At 44.1% G+C, this 15,708-nt stretch carries 15 protein-coding genes and 1 other annotated feature; of the genes, 9 read left to right on the top strand and 6 right to left on the bottom strand.

Translation table 11 applies throughout. The annotated features are described in order from the left end of the window. Nucleotides 1–211 precede the first annotated feature (211 nt). The 3 genes from ccpA to motS all read left to right on the top strand — a co-directional run bounded on the left by ccpA (nucleotide 212) and on the right by motS (nucleotide 2,815). Nucleotides 212–1,216 (top strand): catabolite control protein A, encoded by a 1,005-nt coding sequence (gene ccpA, locus NZD81_RS00725; protein WP_014665007.1) that lies wholly within the window; start codon nucleotides 212–214, stop codon nucleotides 1,214–1,216. A 62-nt stretch (nucleotides 1,217–1,278) separates the two neighbouring features. Further along, a complete protein-coding gene (motP, locus tag NZD81_RS00730) occupies nucleotides 1,279–2,097 on the top strand; it encodes a flagellar motor protein MotP (protein WP_040082125.1) in 819 nt (272 codons plus the stop codon). Further along, nucleotides 2,087–2,815 (top strand): flagellar motor protein MotS, encoded by a 729-nt coding sequence (gene motS / locus NZD81_RS00735; RefSeq protein WP_282373112.1) that lies wholly within the window; start codon nucleotides 2,087–2,089, stop codon nucleotides 2,813–2,815. Before motP ends, motS begins: the two co-directional genes overlap by 11 nt. A gap of 10 nt (nucleotides 2,816–2,825) precedes the next feature. On the opposite strand, the gene NZD81_RS00740 is transcribed toward motS, so the two are convergent. The 3 genes from NZD81_RS00740 to acuA are packed head-to-tail and all read right to left on the bottom strand — an operon-like array spanning nucleotide 2,826 to nucleotide 5,289. Beyond that, nucleotides 2,826–3,989 carry an acetoin utilization protein AcuC gene (locus tag NZD81_RS00740; RefSeq protein WP_069150083.1) on the bottom strand — a complete coding sequence of 388 codons (1,164 nt, stop codon included), beginning with the start codon at nucleotides 3,987–3,989 and terminating at the stop codon, nucleotides 2,826–2,828. Then, nucleotides 3,986–4,630 carry an acetoin utilization AcuB family protein gene (locus NZD81_RS00745; protein ID WP_014665003.1) on the bottom strand — a complete coding sequence of 215 codons (645 nt, stop codon included), beginning with the start codon at nucleotides 4,628–4,630 and terminating at the stop codon, nucleotides 3,986–3,988. The genes NZD81_RS00740 and NZD81_RS00745 overlap by 4 nt, the downstream gene beginning before the upstream one ends. 26 nt (nucleotides 4,631–4,656) lie before the next feature. Then, a complete protein-coding gene (acuA, locus tag NZD81_RS00750) occupies nucleotides 4,657–5,289 on the bottom strand; it encodes an acetoin utilization protein acetyltransferase AcuA (RefSeq protein ID WP_014665002.1) in 633 nt (210 codons plus the stop codon). A 159-nt stretch (nucleotides 5,290–5,448) separates the two neighbouring features. Between acuA and acsA the strand changes: the two genes are divergently transcribed. From acsA to sr7p, 3 genes are all read left to right on the top strand, one after another. Further along, the gene (acsA, locus tag NZD81_RS00755) at nucleotides 5,449–7,167 is read left to right on the top strand and encodes an acetate--CoA ligase (RefSeq protein ID WP_014665001.1); all 1,719 of its coding nucleotides are present in this window, start codon (nucleotides 5,449–5,451) and stop codon (nucleotides 7,165–7,167) included. Between the two features lie 54 nt (nucleotides 7,168–7,221). Beyond that, nucleotides 7,222–7,459 (top strand) — a binding site (T-box leader). 50 nt (nucleotides 7,460–7,509) lie between these two features. Next, entirely contained in the window at nucleotides 7,510–8,778 is a 1,269-nt protein-coding gene (tyrS, locus tag NZD81_RS00760; RefSeq protein WP_014664999.1) for a tyrosine--tRNA ligase, read from the top strand. A gap of 131 nt (nucleotides 8,779–8,909) precedes the next feature. Then, a complete protein-coding gene (gene sr7p / locus NZD81_RS00765) occupies nucleotides 8,910–9,038 on the top strand; it encodes a small protein SR7P (RefSeq protein ID WP_041521401.1) in 129 nt (42 codons plus the stop codon). 21 nt (nucleotides 9,039–9,059) lie between these two features. Here the strand turns inward: sr7p and rpsD are convergent, their stop codons facing one another. After that, nucleotides 9,060–9,662: a 30S ribosomal protein S4 gene (rpsD, locus tag NZD81_RS00770; RefSeq protein WP_014664997.1), complete on the bottom strand. Its 603-nt coding sequence runs from the start codon at nucleotides 9,660–9,662 to the stop codon at nucleotides 9,060–9,062. A gap of 294 nt (nucleotides 9,663–9,956) precedes the next feature. Here rpsD and NZD81_RS00775 point away from each other — a divergent pair, with 294 nt between their 5' ends. Next, a complete protein-coding gene (locus tag NZD81_RS00775; RefSeq protein WP_282373109.1) occupies nucleotides 9,957–11,696 on the top strand; it encodes a diguanylate cyclase domain-containing protein in 1,740 nt (579 codons plus the stop codon). 37 nt (nucleotides 11,697–11,733) lie between these two features. On the opposite strand, the gene NZD81_RS00780 is transcribed toward NZD81_RS00775, so the two are convergent. Next, nucleotides 11,734–12,225 (bottom strand): GAF domain-containing protein, encoded by a 492-nt coding sequence (locus NZD81_RS00780; protein WP_014664995.1) that lies wholly within the window; start codon nucleotides 12,223–12,225, stop codon nucleotides 11,734–11,736. A 126-nt stretch (nucleotides 12,226–12,351) separates the two neighbouring features. Here NZD81_RS00780 and refZ point away from each other — a divergent pair, with 126 nt between their 5' ends. Next, nucleotides 12,352–12,975, top strand: coding sequence for a transcriptional regulator RefZ (refZ, locus tag NZD81_RS00785; RefSeq protein ID WP_289859134.1), 624 nt, complete (start codon nucleotides 12,352–12,354; stop codon nucleotides 12,973–12,975). Here the strand turns inward: refZ and hisJ are convergent. Continuing rightward, nucleotides 12,972–13,778 carry a histidinol-phosphatase HisJ gene (gene hisJ, locus NZD81_RS00790; protein WP_289859135.1) on the bottom strand — a complete coding sequence of 269 codons (807 nt, stop codon included), beginning with the start codon at nucleotides 13,776–13,778 and terminating at the stop codon, nucleotides 12,972–12,974. The genes refZ and hisJ overlap by 4 nt on opposite strands. A 196-nt stretch (nucleotides 13,779–13,974) precedes the next feature. Between hisJ and ezrA the strand changes: the two genes are divergently transcribed. Then, nucleotides 13,975–15,678 (top strand): septation ring formation regulator EzrA, encoded by a 1,704-nt coding sequence (gene ezrA / locus NZD81_RS00795; protein ID WP_069150076.1) that lies wholly within the window; start codon nucleotides 13,975–13,977, stop codon nucleotides 15,676–15,678. The last annotated feature ends 30 nt before the right edge of the window (nucleotides 15,679–15,708 follow it).

The following is a 15,708-nucleotide window of genomic DNA, read 5'->3' on the forward strand; positions in this document are numbered from 1 at the left end:
AATCCAAGTATACGTTTTCATCATCTATAAAAACGTGTATAATTTCATGAGAAGTAATTAAATTTGATGAATAATGAAAAATAATGTACACTACTGACTTACGCTTACAAATCATAAACGACATAAATTCGGACATTATGACATTTCTCTACATAAAGTGTTTATGCTATAGATAAGGATAAGTGTATCCAGTAAAAGGAGTGGTTTTAGGATGAGCAATATTACGATCTACGACGTAGCGAGAGAAGCTAATGTAAGCATGGCAACCGTTTCCCGTGTCGTGAACGGCAACCCGAATGTAAAACCGACAACACGGAAAAAAGTCTTGGAAGCCATTGACCGTCTCGGCTACCGTCCAAACGCGGTGGCAAGAGGGCTGGCAAGCAAAAAGACAACAACTGTAGGTGTCATCATTCCCGATATCTCAAGCATTTTCTATTCAGAGCTTGCGCGCGGAATTGAAGATATCGCGACAATGTATAAATACAATATTATTTTGAGCAACTCTGACCAAAACATGGAGAAAGAGCTGCACTTGTTAAACACAATGCTCGGCAAACAAGTGGACGGCATCGTGTTTATGGGCGGAAACATTACGGACGAGCATGTGGCGGAATTTAAGCGTTCCCCAGTGCCGATTGTACTTGCCGCTTCTGTAGAAGAGCAGGAGGAAACACCGTCAGTCGCTATCGATTACGAACAGGCGATTTATGACGCAGTGAAGCTTTTGGTTGATAAAGGACATAAAGATATCGCATTCGTTTCCGGACCAATGACAGAGCCGATCAACCGCTCGAAAAAACTCCAGGGCTACAAACGTGCGCTTGAAGAAGCGAACCTTCCGTTTAATGAACAATTTATAGCTGAAGGGGATTACACATATGATTCCGGACTCGAAGCGCTGCAGCATCTGATGAGCCTGGATAAAAAACCGACAGCCATTCTTTCTGCAACTGATGAAATGGCACTCGGCATTATCCATGCCGCTCAGGATCAGGGCTTATCCATTCCGGAGGATCTCGACATTATCGGCTTTGATAATACAAGATTAAGCCTCATGGTTCGTCCGCAGCTTTCAACAGTTGTTCAGCCGACATATGATATTGGCGCCGTTGCGATGAGACTGCTGACGAAGCTCATGAATAAAGAGCCGGTTGAAGAGCATATCGTCGAACTGCCGCACCGTATCGAACTAAGAAAGTCAACCAAGTCATAAGAAAAACAAAGAGCAAGCTTCACCTTCATGGTGAATTCTTGCTTTTTTCATGGGGAGAAATGATGAAACGTTTTGATTATCTTACACCTGTTGGATTTGTGTTAGGAACGATTATTATTGTTATCGGGATTATTTCGGGATCGGGAGTAAGCGGTTTCCGCTCTTTTCTTGATCTAACCTCTTTCTTCATCGTAACAGGGGGACTATGCGCCGCTGTTTTTATCAGTTTTCCGCCAAGAGAGCTGAAAAAAGCGCCCTCTGTATTAAAGCAGGCATTCATCCGCCAGGAAGACAATGTGAAAGATCTTGTAAAAACCTTTGTCTCCCTTTCCGATCACGCGCGTAAACATGGGCTTTTATCATTGGATGATCAGGCTCGGGGAATCAAAGATCCATTCTTGAAAAAAGGGCTGCTTTTAGCAATTGACGGCTGGGATGAAGAAACGATTCGGCTTGTCATGGATTCAGAAATCGCAGCAATGGAGGAACGGCACCGCAAAGGACGGCGTGTTTTTGAAAAAGCGGGAGAATTTGCTCCGGCGTGGGGAATGATCGGAACACTCGTCGGGCTCGTGCTGATGCTCAAAAACTTAAATGATCCGCATATGCTCGGACCGAATATGGCAGTTGCGCTTCTGACGACTTTATATGGTTCATTACTGGCCAATATGGTCTTCAACCCAATCGCGGCAAAGCTTGAAGAGAAAACAGAAAGTGAAATTTTCATCAAACAGGTAATGGTGGAAGGGATTATCGGTGTTCAATCCGGAAAAAACCCGCGCAACCTTGAAAGCCAGCTGGTCGTTTTCAGTTCACGGGAAGAATGGCAGAAACAGCCGAATCAAGTAAAAACAAAAAAGGGATCTATACATGAAGCTTAGAAGAGAACGTTTTGAAAGAAGGAATGGAAACGGGAAAAACAGTCAATCTTCATCCAGCTGGATGGTTACCTTTACAGATTTGATCACCCTGATCCTTGTGTTCTTTATTTTGCTTTTTTCGATGTCCCAAATCGATCTTCAAAAATTTAAAGCGGCAGTCGATTCGATTCAGAAGGATGGTGGCGGGCTTCAGCCGGACCAAACGTCCATAGAAAAAAAGAAAACACCTCCATCCGATGCGAAGAAGCAAGCGGATCAGCAGGATCAGCTTCTCAAGAAAGTAAATACATATATAAAAGACAATCACTTGAATGCCCAAATGACAGCCAAACGGGATGAACGCGGTGTCGTGCTCGTTCTACAGGAGGCGGTGCTGTTTGATACAGGTGAGGCAAAGGTGCTGAAAAATGCTGAAACACTTCTTCACCAAATCGCCGTACTTCTTCAAACCATTCCAAATGACATTCAAGTCGAAGGCCATACAGACAGCCGAAACATTTCGACATACCGATATCCGTCGAACTGGGAGCTATCAGCAGCACGGGCAAGCGGAGTGATTCAATACTTCACATCAAAAGAGAAACTTCCCTCGAAGCGCTTTATTGCTGTCGGTTATGCGGATACAAAGCCTGTAAAGGACAATAAGACAAACGAACACATGAAAGAAAACCGACGTGTGGAAATCGTCATCAAAAAATCAAAAACGACCTCTTCGTGAAGGTCGTTTTTTACTTTGTTCGTTGTTGCTCGGACCGTATCGCATATAATGCTTTGCTGACGGTTTGGGCATTTTTTTCTGTAATTTCAGGTTTGCGGGGAATCGGAGGATATAAATCAGCCGGATCGCTCCAGCTGGACGGCAGGGCGACGGGGCATTGTTTTTGCCATTTAGCGATCCATTCCGGCGGGATCTCGTGTCCCGGATCAATCCCCTTCATTTCAAGCCATATTCTGGCCCAGGCGCGGGGGACAACTCGCCAAATATCATATCCGCCGCCTCCGACTGCAATCCATTTCCCTCCGCAATATTGGTGAGCCAAAGTATGTGCAAGCCGGGGAATTTCTTCGTATATATTGATTGTTGCTGATAAATGCGTCAGTGGGTCGTAGTAATGGGCATCGGCGCCGTTTTGGCTGATAATGACATCGGGCTCGAAATACGCGGCGACTTCTGAAACTGCTGTCCGGTAAGCTTCAAGAAAAGAATCATCCTCTGTAAAAGCGTCAAGCGGGATATTAAAGGAATAGCCATATCCTTTTCCGCTGCCTTTTTCCTGAATCTGGCCGGTTCCGGGAAATAAATACCTTCCTGTTTCATGAATGGACAGCGTGCATACGTCAGGATTATCGTAAAATGTAAATTGCACACCGTCCCCGTGGTGGGCGTCTGTATCAATATAAAGCACTCTGGCGCTGTATTTTTTCTGGATATATTGAATCGCCACAGCGCTGTCGTTGTATATGCAAAACCCTGAGGCTCTCCCGCGAAAGCCATGATGAAGCCCTCCACCAAGGTTTGCCGCATGCAGGGCTTGTCCTGACATGACCCAGTCTGCGGCCGTTAAAGTGCCGCCGACCAAGAGTGATGCTGCTTCGTGCATGCCGGCAAAAACGGGTGTATCTTCAGTGCCGAGCCCGTAGCTTTCTCCTTCTTCAGCGGGAAGCTTTCCGGCGCCCGCAAGCTTTACGGCCTGAATGTAATCATCCGTGTGGACAAGGGCTAGCTCCTCTTCTGAGGCGAGTCTGGGACTGACAATGTCTCCATCATCAAAGGCATTGATCGTCTGAAGCAAATCATATGTTAACAGAACCCGCTGCTGATTAAAGGGATGCTCTTGATGAAACATGTAGGTTTGATAGGATGGAGAATAGATAAATACACTGTCTCTCATAGCAGATCCCTTTGCTCTGACGGCCATACGACGTGGTGCCCATTTCTTTGCAGTTCCTGCAAAAACGGCAGCGGATTCATGGTTTTTACACGGAAGACGAGCACTTTTACACCGGGATCGTCATGCGGATAAACAAGCACGCTTAATATTTTCACTTGAAGGTCTTGGCAAAGGCTGCTGATCTCAGCGAGGCTTTTGGTGATGTCGTTTACTTTTATTTCAATTTGCGAGCCCGGCTGGTCAGCGCCTGTCAATTTGACAAACGTCCGCAGCAAATCGGTTTTTGTCAAAATGCCTACTAATTTTTGATGCTGTACGACTGGAAGGCAGCCGATGCCATGCTCGTAGAACACCGCAGATATTTCTTCGACAAAATCTAACGGGTGGGCGCAGACGACCTCTTTTTTCATAATTGAATCTACGCTTCGTGTGAGAAATAGGCTTCGTTTGTTTTCTTCAAAAATACTGGGGCTCGCCTGTTTCATGTCTCTGTCTGTAATCATGCCGATCACGTGCCGTTCTTCATCTACAACAGGCAGATGCCTGATATGGAATTCCTTCAGTTTGCATATTGCTGTTTCAAGCGTATCCGTCTTCGTTAATGTAATGACATCTCTTTTCATGATTTGCTCAACAATCATTATTTTTTCCCCTTTGTCAGTGTCAGTTAATACATATAACGATGATAAAAACGGAGCCTGTCAAATTGTTCAATTGATTCTTGGCTGACGTTTTTTCCGATGCGGGCCATCAGACAGTTTGCAGGGTGGGAGCTGATCTCCGGCTCATCCGTTGCAAACCAGACCAATCCGCCTGCATTCATCATCTTTTCCATGATCTTTCTGTATTCCCACACATCTTTTTTCATCCCTTTTAAATCCCAATGCCAGTAATATTCTGTTGTCATCACAATATAGTTTTCCATTTGTTCATCCATCATGCTGACGGTCAGAAGGGTCTTTCCGACAGCGCATCCCCGATAGTCCGGCGCTACTTCGATGGCTCCGAGCTCAAGCAAATCCTCCATATTTCCTTCAGACCATCTTTCGAGCGGGTCAGGATATAAATACGTGACATAGCCGACAATGGTTCGGCCGTCTCTGGCAATAATAATGCGCCCTTCTGGAAGGCCTGCAATATCGACTAGCGCTTCATGCTGCTCGCGAGGCGGGCGAAATGCGGTTAAATCTTTATGAAACTCATAACCTGCCAAATCCTCTGGAGAGACAGGCCCTTCTATCAGTAAAGAGCCGGTTGCTGTTTTGATGTTTGCTGAATGGTATGTTTTATGATGTTCCACTAATTCACCGTCCCATCAATTCTTATAAAAATACATGCCTTCTTTAAGAATACCAAAATATAAAGCGTTTTCAACATGGTTTATATTTTAAAAATTGAGAAGAATATGAATTTATACTATAATAATTGTGACAACTTCAGCAAAGGGGGATGTTTGGGCATGAATTTGAAAGCGTTACCAGCAATAGAGGGGGATCATAACTTAAAAAACTATGAAGAAACGTACCGGCATTTTGATTGGGCCGAGGCAGAGAAACATTTCTCTTGGCATGAGACAGGGAAACTGAATGCGGCGTATGAAGCGATTGACCGCCATGCCGAATCGTTTCGAAAAAACAAAGTAGCCCTTTATTATAAAGACGCAAAACGGGATGAAAAATACACATTTAAAGAAATGAAGGAAGAATCAAACAGAGCCGGGAATGTGTTGAGACGGTATGGAAATGTGGAAAAAGGGGACCGTGTTTTTATTTTTATGCCGAGATCACCCGAGCTTTATTTTATTATGCTTGGCGCTATCAAAATTGGCGCCATCGCCGGGCCGCTGTTCGAAGCATTTATGGAGGGAGCGGTGAAGGACCGGCTTGAAAACAGTGAGGCAAAGGTTGTTGTCACAACGCCTGAGCTGCTGGAGAGGATACCGGCAGACAAACTGCCTCACTTGCAGCATATATTCGTAGTCGGCGGAGAGGCTGAGAGCGGCACAAACCTCATCAATTATGATGAAGCAGCGAAACAGGAGAGCACAAGACTGGATATCGAATGGATGGATAAAAAAGATGGTTTTCTGCTTCACTATACATCAGGTTCCACTGGAACGCCAAAGGGCGTGCTGCATGTCCATGAAGCGATGATTCAGCAATATCAAACAGGAAAGTGGGTCCTTGATTTAAAGGAAGAAGACATTTATTGGTGCACAGCTGATCCAGGCTGGGTGACAGGTACGGTATACGGCATTTTTGCACCGTGGCTGAACGGGGCAACAAATGTCATCGTCGGCGGACGTTTCAGCCCGGAAAGCTGGTATGGAACGATTGAACAGCTTGGCGTCAATGTCTGGTACAGCGCGCCGACCGCTTTTCGGATGCTGATGGGAGCGGGAGATGAAATGGCTGCGAAATATGATTTAACCTCACTCCGGCATGTACTCAGTGTTGGTGAGCCGCTAAATCCGGAGGTCATCAGATGGGGACACAAAGTTTTTAACAAACGAATCCATGATACATGGTGGATGACCGAAACGGGCAGTCAGCTCATCTGCAATTATCCTTGCATGGATATTAAACCCGGTTCGATGGGTAAGCCGATTCCGGGAGTGGAGGCTGCGATTGTTGACAATCAAGGAAATGAGCTTCCGCCATACCGAATGGGCAATCTCGCTATCAAAAAGGGCTGGCCTTCCATGATGCATACCATTTGGAATAACCCTGAAAAGTATGAATCGTATTTCATGCCGGGCGGCTGGTATGTGTCTGGTGATTCTGCTTACATGGATGAAGAGGGATACTTCTGGTTCCAAGGCAGAGTAGATGACGTCATCATGACCTCCGGTGAGCGCGTAGGTCCATTTGAAGTGGAGAGCAAGCTTGTCGAACACCCGGCCATTGCAGAAGCTGGTGTAATCGGAAAGCCTGATCCGGTACGGGGAGAAATCATTAAAGCCTTTATTGCACTCAGGGAAGGATTTGAGCCGTCTGACAAACTGAAAGAAGAGATCCGCCTATTTGTAAAGCAGGGTCTTGCAGCCCATGCGGCTCCGCGTGAAATTGAATTTAAAGATAAGCTTCCGAAAACCCGAAGCGGAAAGATCATGAGACGCGTGCTGAAGGCATGGGAGCTTAATCTCCCAGCCGGTGATCTGTCAACGATGGAGGATTAAAAGGCGGCGTTGACACGGGATTTTATTTATGTTAAAAATGATATAGCTTCATATGAAAAGGTAAAGATTGAGACAAGTAGAATATCCTTACGTTCCAGAGAGCTGATGGCCGGTGAAAATCAGCACAGACGGATATATCGAATACACTCATGAACCGCTTTTGCAAACAAAGCCGGCTAGGCTTTCAGTAGTGAAAGAACGGACCTGATCCGTTATCAGGCAAAGTGATAAGACGAATGTTTTGCATTCTCTTATTAGTAGGGTGGTACCGCGATAATCAATCGTCCCTTCGTGTAAACGAAGGGGCGTTTTTTATTTTAATCAAAAAAGGAGCTTTATCTTATGACAAACTTACTTGAAGATTTATCCTTCCGCGGATTGATTCAGCAAATGACAGATGAAGAGGGATTAAATAAACAGCTGAGTGAAGAAAAGATCCGCTTGTACTCAGGTTTTGATCCGACAGCAGACAGCTTGCATATCGGACACTTGCTGCCTATTTTAACACTTCGCCGTTTTCAGCTTGCAGGGCATCATCCGATTGCACTTGTTGGCGGCGCTACGGGCCTCATCGGTGATCCAAGCGGAAAAAAAGCAGAGCGTACTTTAAACACTGCTGACATCGTTTCCGAATGGTCCCAAAAAATCAAAAACCAGCTGTCCAGATTTCTAGATTTTGACGCAGCAGAAAACCCAGCTGTCATCGCAAACAACTTTGACTGGATCGGCAAAATGAATGTGATCGATTTCCTTCGTGATGTCGGTAAAAATTTCGGTATCAATTACATGCTGGCAAAAGACACGGTCAGCTCAAGAATCGAATCCGGCATCTCGTATACGGAATTCAGCTACATGATTCTTCAATCTTATGATTTCTTAAATCTTTACAGAGATAAAAACTGTAAACTGCAAATCGGCGGTAGCGATCAGTGGGGCAACATCACAGCGGGTCTTGAACTGATCAGAAAATCAGAAGAAGAAGGAGCAAAAGCGTTCGGCCTTACGATTCCGCTTGTCACAAAAGCAGACGGCACGAAGTTCGGAAAAACGGAAGGCGGCGCGATCTGGCTTGATAAGGAAAAAACATCACCATATGAATTCTATCAATTCTGGATCAACACAGATGACCGTGATGTTATCAAATACTTGAAATACTTTACGTTCCTATCAAAAGAGGAAATTGAAGCATACGCTGAAAAAACAGAAACAGCGCCGGAAAAACGTGAAGCGCAAAAACGCCTGGCAGAAGAAGTGACATCGCTTGTTCACGGACGCGAGGCGCTGGAGCAAGCCATCAACATCTCCCAAGCGCTGTTCAGCGGCAATATTAAAGAGCTTTCCGCTCAAGACGTAAAGGTAGGCTTTAAAGATGTTCCTTCTATGGAAGTTGACAGCAGCCAAGAGCTTTCACTTGTAGATGTGTTGGTGCAATCTAAATTATCTCCTTCTAAACGTCAAGCGCGTGAAGACATCCAAAACGGAGCTGTTTACATTAACGGCGAACGCCAGACAGAAATAAATTATATCCTATCGGCTGAAGACCGCATCGAAAATCAATTTACTGTTCTGCGCCGCGGGAAGAAAAAATACTTCCTTGTGACATATAAATAAGAAAAAGATCCTTTGCCACTGAAGGCAAAGGATCTTTTTGTTTACCGCATAGGAATGAAAGGAAAAGAGTATATTAGATAGGGCAAACACGATCAACCACATCACCTTTTAAAAGAAAGGAGCGCTAAAGCGTGAATCTCATGTGCACGATTGCTAAAGAACGGATACAGCGGGATTATTGGGAGCGGCAGGCGCAAGATAGTGTTGGCCAGCAAGAGGCGAAAGACGAAACAGACGATAAAAAAACCCCAACCGCATAGCGGCAGGGGTTTTTAAAACGATTAACGAGAGTAGAACTCAACGATAAGCGCTTCGTTAATTTCCGGAGCAAGTTCAGAACGCTCAGGAAGACGAGTGAAAGTACCTTCAAGCTTTTCAGCGTCGAAAGTAAGGTATTCAGGAACGAAGTTGTTCACTTCAACAGATTCTTTGATGATAGAAAGGTTTCTTGATTTTTCGCGAACACCGATTGTTTGACCAGGCTTTACTTGGTAAGACGGGATGTCAACGCGGCTTCCGTCTACAAGAATGTGACCGTGGTTAACCAATTGGCGAGCTTGACGGCGAGTACGTGCTAAACCTAGCTTGTACACAACGTTATCAAGACGAGAATCTAAAAGAACCATGAAGTTTTCACCGTGTTTACCAGCTAGTTTGCCAGCTTTGTCAAACAAAGTGCGGAATTGGCGTTCGTTTACACCGTACATGTGACGAAGCTTTTGCTTTTCTTGCAATTGCAAACCGTATTCTGATAATTTTTTACGTTGTCCTGGGCCGTGTGGACCTGGAGCGTAAGGGCGTTTTTCTAATTCTTTTCCTGTACCGCTAAGAGAGATTCCTAGACGGCGGGACAGTTTCCAAGATGGACCTGTATAGCGAGCCATAATGTGACTCCTCCTTTGGTTTTATTTTTGTGGAAAATAAAAACCGTCTGCTCTATTCGACCATGCACATTTTGTTTTCATGTATCCTCGCTCCAGCAGCAGAGAGTTACACGATACACCTTATGGATAAGGAACAAAATGAAAACATAGAAGCTGAACAAAAAGGCTGCAATATTTCACACAAAGGTCATTATATAATTTATTTGTTTTGAAGTCAACCATTCCTCCATTATTGCTTCACCGTTTATGATATAATAAACAAAAATTAGTGGTAAACTTTTAGGTGATAAAAACATGGTAGAACAAACTAAAGATCAATTATCCGCCTTTCATTATCATATGCTCGATTTTTTATTAACCAAATCGGAAAAAGTCACATTCACCGACTCTTTCATATGGCTGACTTCGGCTATTCAAACCTATTTTTCAACCCTTTGTGTTTCGCTTACACCGTCATCATCAGACTTTGTGACAAAACTGGTAGATGGTGAAGCCCGTTTTTCCGTTTCAAAAATAAACGCTTCATGTTATCTGATAGAGGACGGCTCAGGCAGGCGTTTCCATCTTGCTTGCAGGCAGGATGAAGAGATTCCTGAAGGGCTTCCGGATGTAGTTGCTTCATTTTTAAACCAGTCGATGAAACAAGAAAGACTCTATAACAAAACGATCTACCAAAAAAAAATATACAAAATGACAGAGCTGTTCCATTCACTGCTTGATCAGACAGATGTGCTGAAGCAGCTTTTAGAAAGCTTGACAAGCACATTTTCTCTTTTTGAGTTTTCTTTATTTATATCGCACGATCAAGACCAATGTTTAGGGGTTCCTGCAAAAGAGCTGTATATGGAAGGGGAAAAATCCGATTCCTTTGCGCTCAAAGTGTATTTGTCCGGGGATATTTTGCGGAAAAATGAATCGGCCGCCTATATTCCGATCAAAGGACAGCAGGGCACATATGGGGTTTTGAAAGCTGAGGGAACGGGTGACAGCTTTCTTACTGATTCCTGCCTTGATGAAATGTCGCTGTTAGCAAACGCGGCGGGAAAAGCGTTTGAAAATGCCCAGCTCTACGAACAATCAAAAGCAAGCATCGCAAATTTGGAATTGATCAATGAAACATCACGCCGCTTGAATCAGCGGCTGACACTGACTGATACAATGAATGATCTGGCTGTGAGAATGGCAGAATCGTTTCAGGCAGAAGAAGTGGGATTTTTTCATATCGACCATTTTGAAAATCTAGCATTGCTCCCAGGAAGCACAGCATTTTTTAAAGAAGCGAAGCCATCAGACTTTTATAATGAGCTGAAAGAAAAGCTGTATGAAGGTGAAAAAGGGGTTTTCATCGGGAATGGCCAGTCTGTTTTTGGGCAGGCGGGGTACGGCTCGCTGATGGCTGCTCCGATGATTCAAAACGACCGTCTTTTAGGCTTTGCGGTTTTATTGAAACAGGAGCTGTATGCTTTTACATTTGAAATGTACAAGCTGTTTCAGGCGCTGATTCATCACGCGACACTGGCTGTAACCAATTCAATGCTTCGCGACCGTTTGGAGCATCTCGTAAAAACAGATCAGCTGACTGAACTGTATTCACGGGCGTATTTAGATGAAAAAATTCAATACAGCATGAAAATCCACCAAAAGGGTGTTTTTATTCTAGTTGATATTGATAATTTCAAGAATGTAAATGATACGTACGGCCATCAGACTGGGGACGAGATTTTAATTCAAGTTGCTTCAGTGATTAAAAGCAACATCCGAAAGCATGATGTCGGTGCCCGCTGGGGAGGCGAGGAGCTTGCGGTTTATTTGCCCAATGTGCCGGTTGCGGTGGGGAAACGGATTACCGAGCGGCTGGTTTATGCGGTCAGAAAAAATACGAAACCCAAGGTAACCATTTCCTGCGGTATCTCCTGCTGGACGACAGAAACAAGAAAGTCGCTGAAAGAGCTTGTGCATGAAGCTGATGAAGCGCTCTATAGCGCGAAACGGAGCGGGAAAAACCGCTTGATGATTCATGACTCAATAAAATGAAAAAAGCCCAAAACGATATCAGTTTTGGGCTTTTGTATTACTGCGCTAATGCTTTTTCTAGCTTTTCGGCAAATTGAGTTAAGTATTTTTCATCAATTTCGTCGAAACGGTTTTTCACTGGGCTGTCGATATCCAAGACGCCGACCATTTTTCCGTCTACACGAATCGGAAGCACAATTTCTGATTGCGACGCTGCATCGCAGGCGATATGTCCCGGAAACGCGTTTACATCCTCCACACGCTCCACTTTTCCGTTTGCGTACGCTGTGCCGCAAACCCCTCTGCCGAAAGGAATCCGAACACATGCCGGAAGGCCTTGGAATGGACCTAACACAAGCTGTCCATCCTCTTCTTTGGCAAAATAGAAACCAGCCCAGTTGACCTCAGGCAGCGAATGATACAGCAGTGCTGAGGCATTTGCATAGTTAGCTATTGGATCTGTTTCGTCTTCGGTCATGGCTTCGAGCTGTTTTAGCAGAAGCTGATAGTCTTTTTCTTTATCTCCAGATTGTTTTTCGACATGGAACATGGAAAACCCTCACTTTTTCTATAATATAAAACAAAGTTCCGGCTTTTCTGCCGGCATTTGTCGATAAGTTCTTACAGGAACAGCGGCTTCCTGCTTGAATAATATCAAGAGGAAGGAGTGAGCCGTATGAAAGTAAGCACCAAAGACAAAATTATTGAATCTGCTGTCATGCTTTTTAACCAAAAAGGATTTTCTGGCACGTCTGTCCGTGAAATCGCAAAGTCAGCTGATGTAAATGTTGCGCACATCTCCTACTATTTTAAAGGCAAAGGAGGCTTGATGGAACACTTAGTTTCAGAGTTTTATGAAGGCTACAGCAAAACGCTTGAAACAGCGGCAAGCAATATCTGTTCTCAAAGCACGCAGGAACAGCTTCTCCAATTGGTTTTCGATATTTTATCCTATCAGCATAATCATCGTCAATTAACTCGTTTTGTCTACCGGGAAGTCACAATTGACTCCACGTTAATCAGGGAAATTATGTCGACATATTTAATGAAGGAAAAGTATATCTTCCAGCTGATCATTGAGGAAGGAGAAAAACGGTGTGAACATTTAACACTGCCGCTGCCTCATTTTATTCTTCAATTAAAATCTCTCTTGATGATGCCCTATCTCCAGCCTCAATATATTTCAGAAGTGCTCTACATGCAGCCGCACGAGCCATATTTTTATAAAATGTATTTTGAAGAGATCAAGATTTGGATCAAAAGCGTCTTCCGGACAGGAGACGTGGCGCTCACCAATTAGCATCGTTCCAAAAACGCCTCATACGCATATCCGACATCTCCCGCTTGATGGGCATCAGACCCAAACACAAGCGGGATCTTCTTTTGCTTCGCTTCATTCAGCATCCAATCCTCGATATAAATACAGCCAGCGTACATTTTTCTTAAGCCGGAAGTATTGAAGTCGAGCTCCATTCCGTTTTTTTCAATGGCATCCAGACACTCAGAAACGAGACCGCGAATATGCTCTGACATGCTATACGGAAACAGCTTGATGAATTTTTGGACGAGTGTGATGTGACCGACTCTTTTTGGCTTATAGACGCCGAGAGATGCTACAATGGAAGAATAGATACTCCGGTAATATTGTTCATATACAGCTTCAATGCTTCCGCAGGCTGAAATCAGCTCTTTAAAGGTATGCTCGTCATAATCAAGGCACAGATAGGAAGAGCCTGTGCGCAAAAAATGAACGGATAAGATGCTGTCATCTAAATATGGCCCGTATGTATCCAGGAATAATGTAATTTCATCTTCAAATCCAGCAATATAATCGACTTCAAGCCCCGTCCGGATAGAAAGCTGTCCGCCATACTCTTTTTTTAATCCGGAAATTTCATGAATATAGCGTTCCAAAGAAGCTTGCGCCATCGCGCTGTCCTTCAGCGGGGTGGGATCGGTGAAAGAGGGCGGCAATGGGGCGTGTTCGGTAAAAGTAATCGATTCGAACCCTTTTTTTAAGGCTTCTTCTGCATATTGTCTGAGTGTGTCATTGGAGCCGTGAGGGCAAAATGGTGTGTGAATATGTCCGTCTCGCTTTTGCATTGATGTCACCCCATGAAAAAATAGTCAAATCCTGCCGATTTTGCACAAAAAGTTTTTGATTTCTGGTCAAAAAATGTTTGTTACATGGTATCATAATAACAATGAAAACGACAGTTTTTCTCAATACATATCCTGAAATCTTTCTGAATAAATAAAACACCCTGACAGATTAAGGTAAACAGCAAGGGGGCTCATTATGGAGTTTGTCATTGGATTATTAATTGTACTGCTTGCGCTGTTTGCGGCAGGCTACTTTTTCAGGAAAAAAATCTACGCCGAAATCGACCGGCTGGAATCGTGGAAGATTGAAATTCTGAATCGGTCGATCGTGGAAGAAATGTCCAAAATTAAACATTTAAAAATGACGGGTCAGACAGAAGAGTTCTTTGAGAAGTGGCGTGAAGAATGGGATGAGATTGTCACAGCCCACATGCCGAAAGTTGAAGAGCTCCTTTATGATGCCGAGGAAAATGCAGACAAATACCGGTTTAAAAAGGCCAATCAAGTGCTCGTTCATATCGACGACTTGCTGACAGCGGCGGAATCAAGCATTGAAAAGATTCTTCGGGAAATCAGCGACCTTGTCACAAGTGAGGAAAAGAGCCGTGAAGAGATTGAACAGGTGAGAGAGCGCTATTCGAAATCTCGAAAAAACCTGCTGGCATACAGCCACCTTTACGGGGACCTTTATGACAGTCTTGAAAAGGATCTGGACGAAATTTGGAGCGGCATCAAACAATTTGAAGAAGAAACAGAAGGCGGAAACTATATTACTGCACGAAAAGTATTGCTTGAGCAGGACCGCAATCTTGATCGGCTTCAGTCATACATAGATGACGTGCCGAAGCTGTTAGCTGATTGTAAGCAGACGGTGCCAGGCCAGATTGCAAAGCTTAAGGACGGCTATGCCGAGATGAAAGAAAAAGGGTACAAGCTTGAACATATCCAGCTTGATAAGGAATTAGAAAATCTGTCAAATCAGTTAAAACGGGCGGAGCATGTCCTGATGACTGAGCTGGATATTGATGAAGCGTCCGCAATTCTGCAGCTTATTGATGAAAATATTCAATCTGTTTATCAGCAGCTGGAGGGCGAAGTTGAAGCCGGTCAATCTGTACTAAGCAAAATGCCTGAATTGATTATTGCTTATGACAAGCTTAAAGAAGAGAAAGAGCATACGAGGGCGGAAACTGAGCTGGTGAAGGAAAGCTACAGGCTGACAGCCGGCGAGCTCGGCAAACAGCAGGCTTTTGAAAAGCGCCTTGATGAAATTGGCAAGCTGCTATCATCTGTTAAAGATAAGCTCGATGCAGAGCATGTCGCCTACTCACTTTTAGTAGATGAAGTTACTTCAATAGAGAAGCAGCTTGAAGAAGTGAAAAAAGAGCATGCCGAGTATCGTGAAAATCTGCAAGCGCTCAGAAAAGAAGAGCTTCAGGCGAGGGAGACGCTCAGCAATTTGAAAAAAACAATTTCTGAGACAGCAAGACTGCTGAAGACTAGCAACATTCCAGGCATTCCGGGCCATATTCAAGAGATGCTGGAGAACGCGCATCATCACATTCAAGAGACAGTCAATCAACTAAACGAACTTCCATTAAATATGGAAGAAGCCGGAGCCCATTTGAAGCAAGCAGAAGATATCGTCAACAGGGCAAGCCGGGAATCAGAAGAACTTGTCGAGCAGGTCATCCTCATTGAAAAAATCATTCAGTTCGGAAACCGGTTCAGAAGCCAGAATCATATTTTATCTGAACAGCTGAAAGAAGCGGAAAGACGTTTTTATGAATATGATTACAGTGAAGCGTATGAAATAGCAGCAGCCGCAGTTGAAAAAGCCGCACCGGGTGCTGTCCGAAAAATAGAATCGCAAAAGACAAAAGAGCATCAATACCAATAAAGAGTATATAAAAGGCCGGCGCATACATGC

Origin of the sequence: Bacillus sp. B.PNR1 (genome assembly GCF_030386235.1) — a bacterium.
Classification (GTDB): Bacteria; Bacillota; Bacilli; order Bacillales; family Bacillaceae; genus Bacillus; species Bacillus stercoris.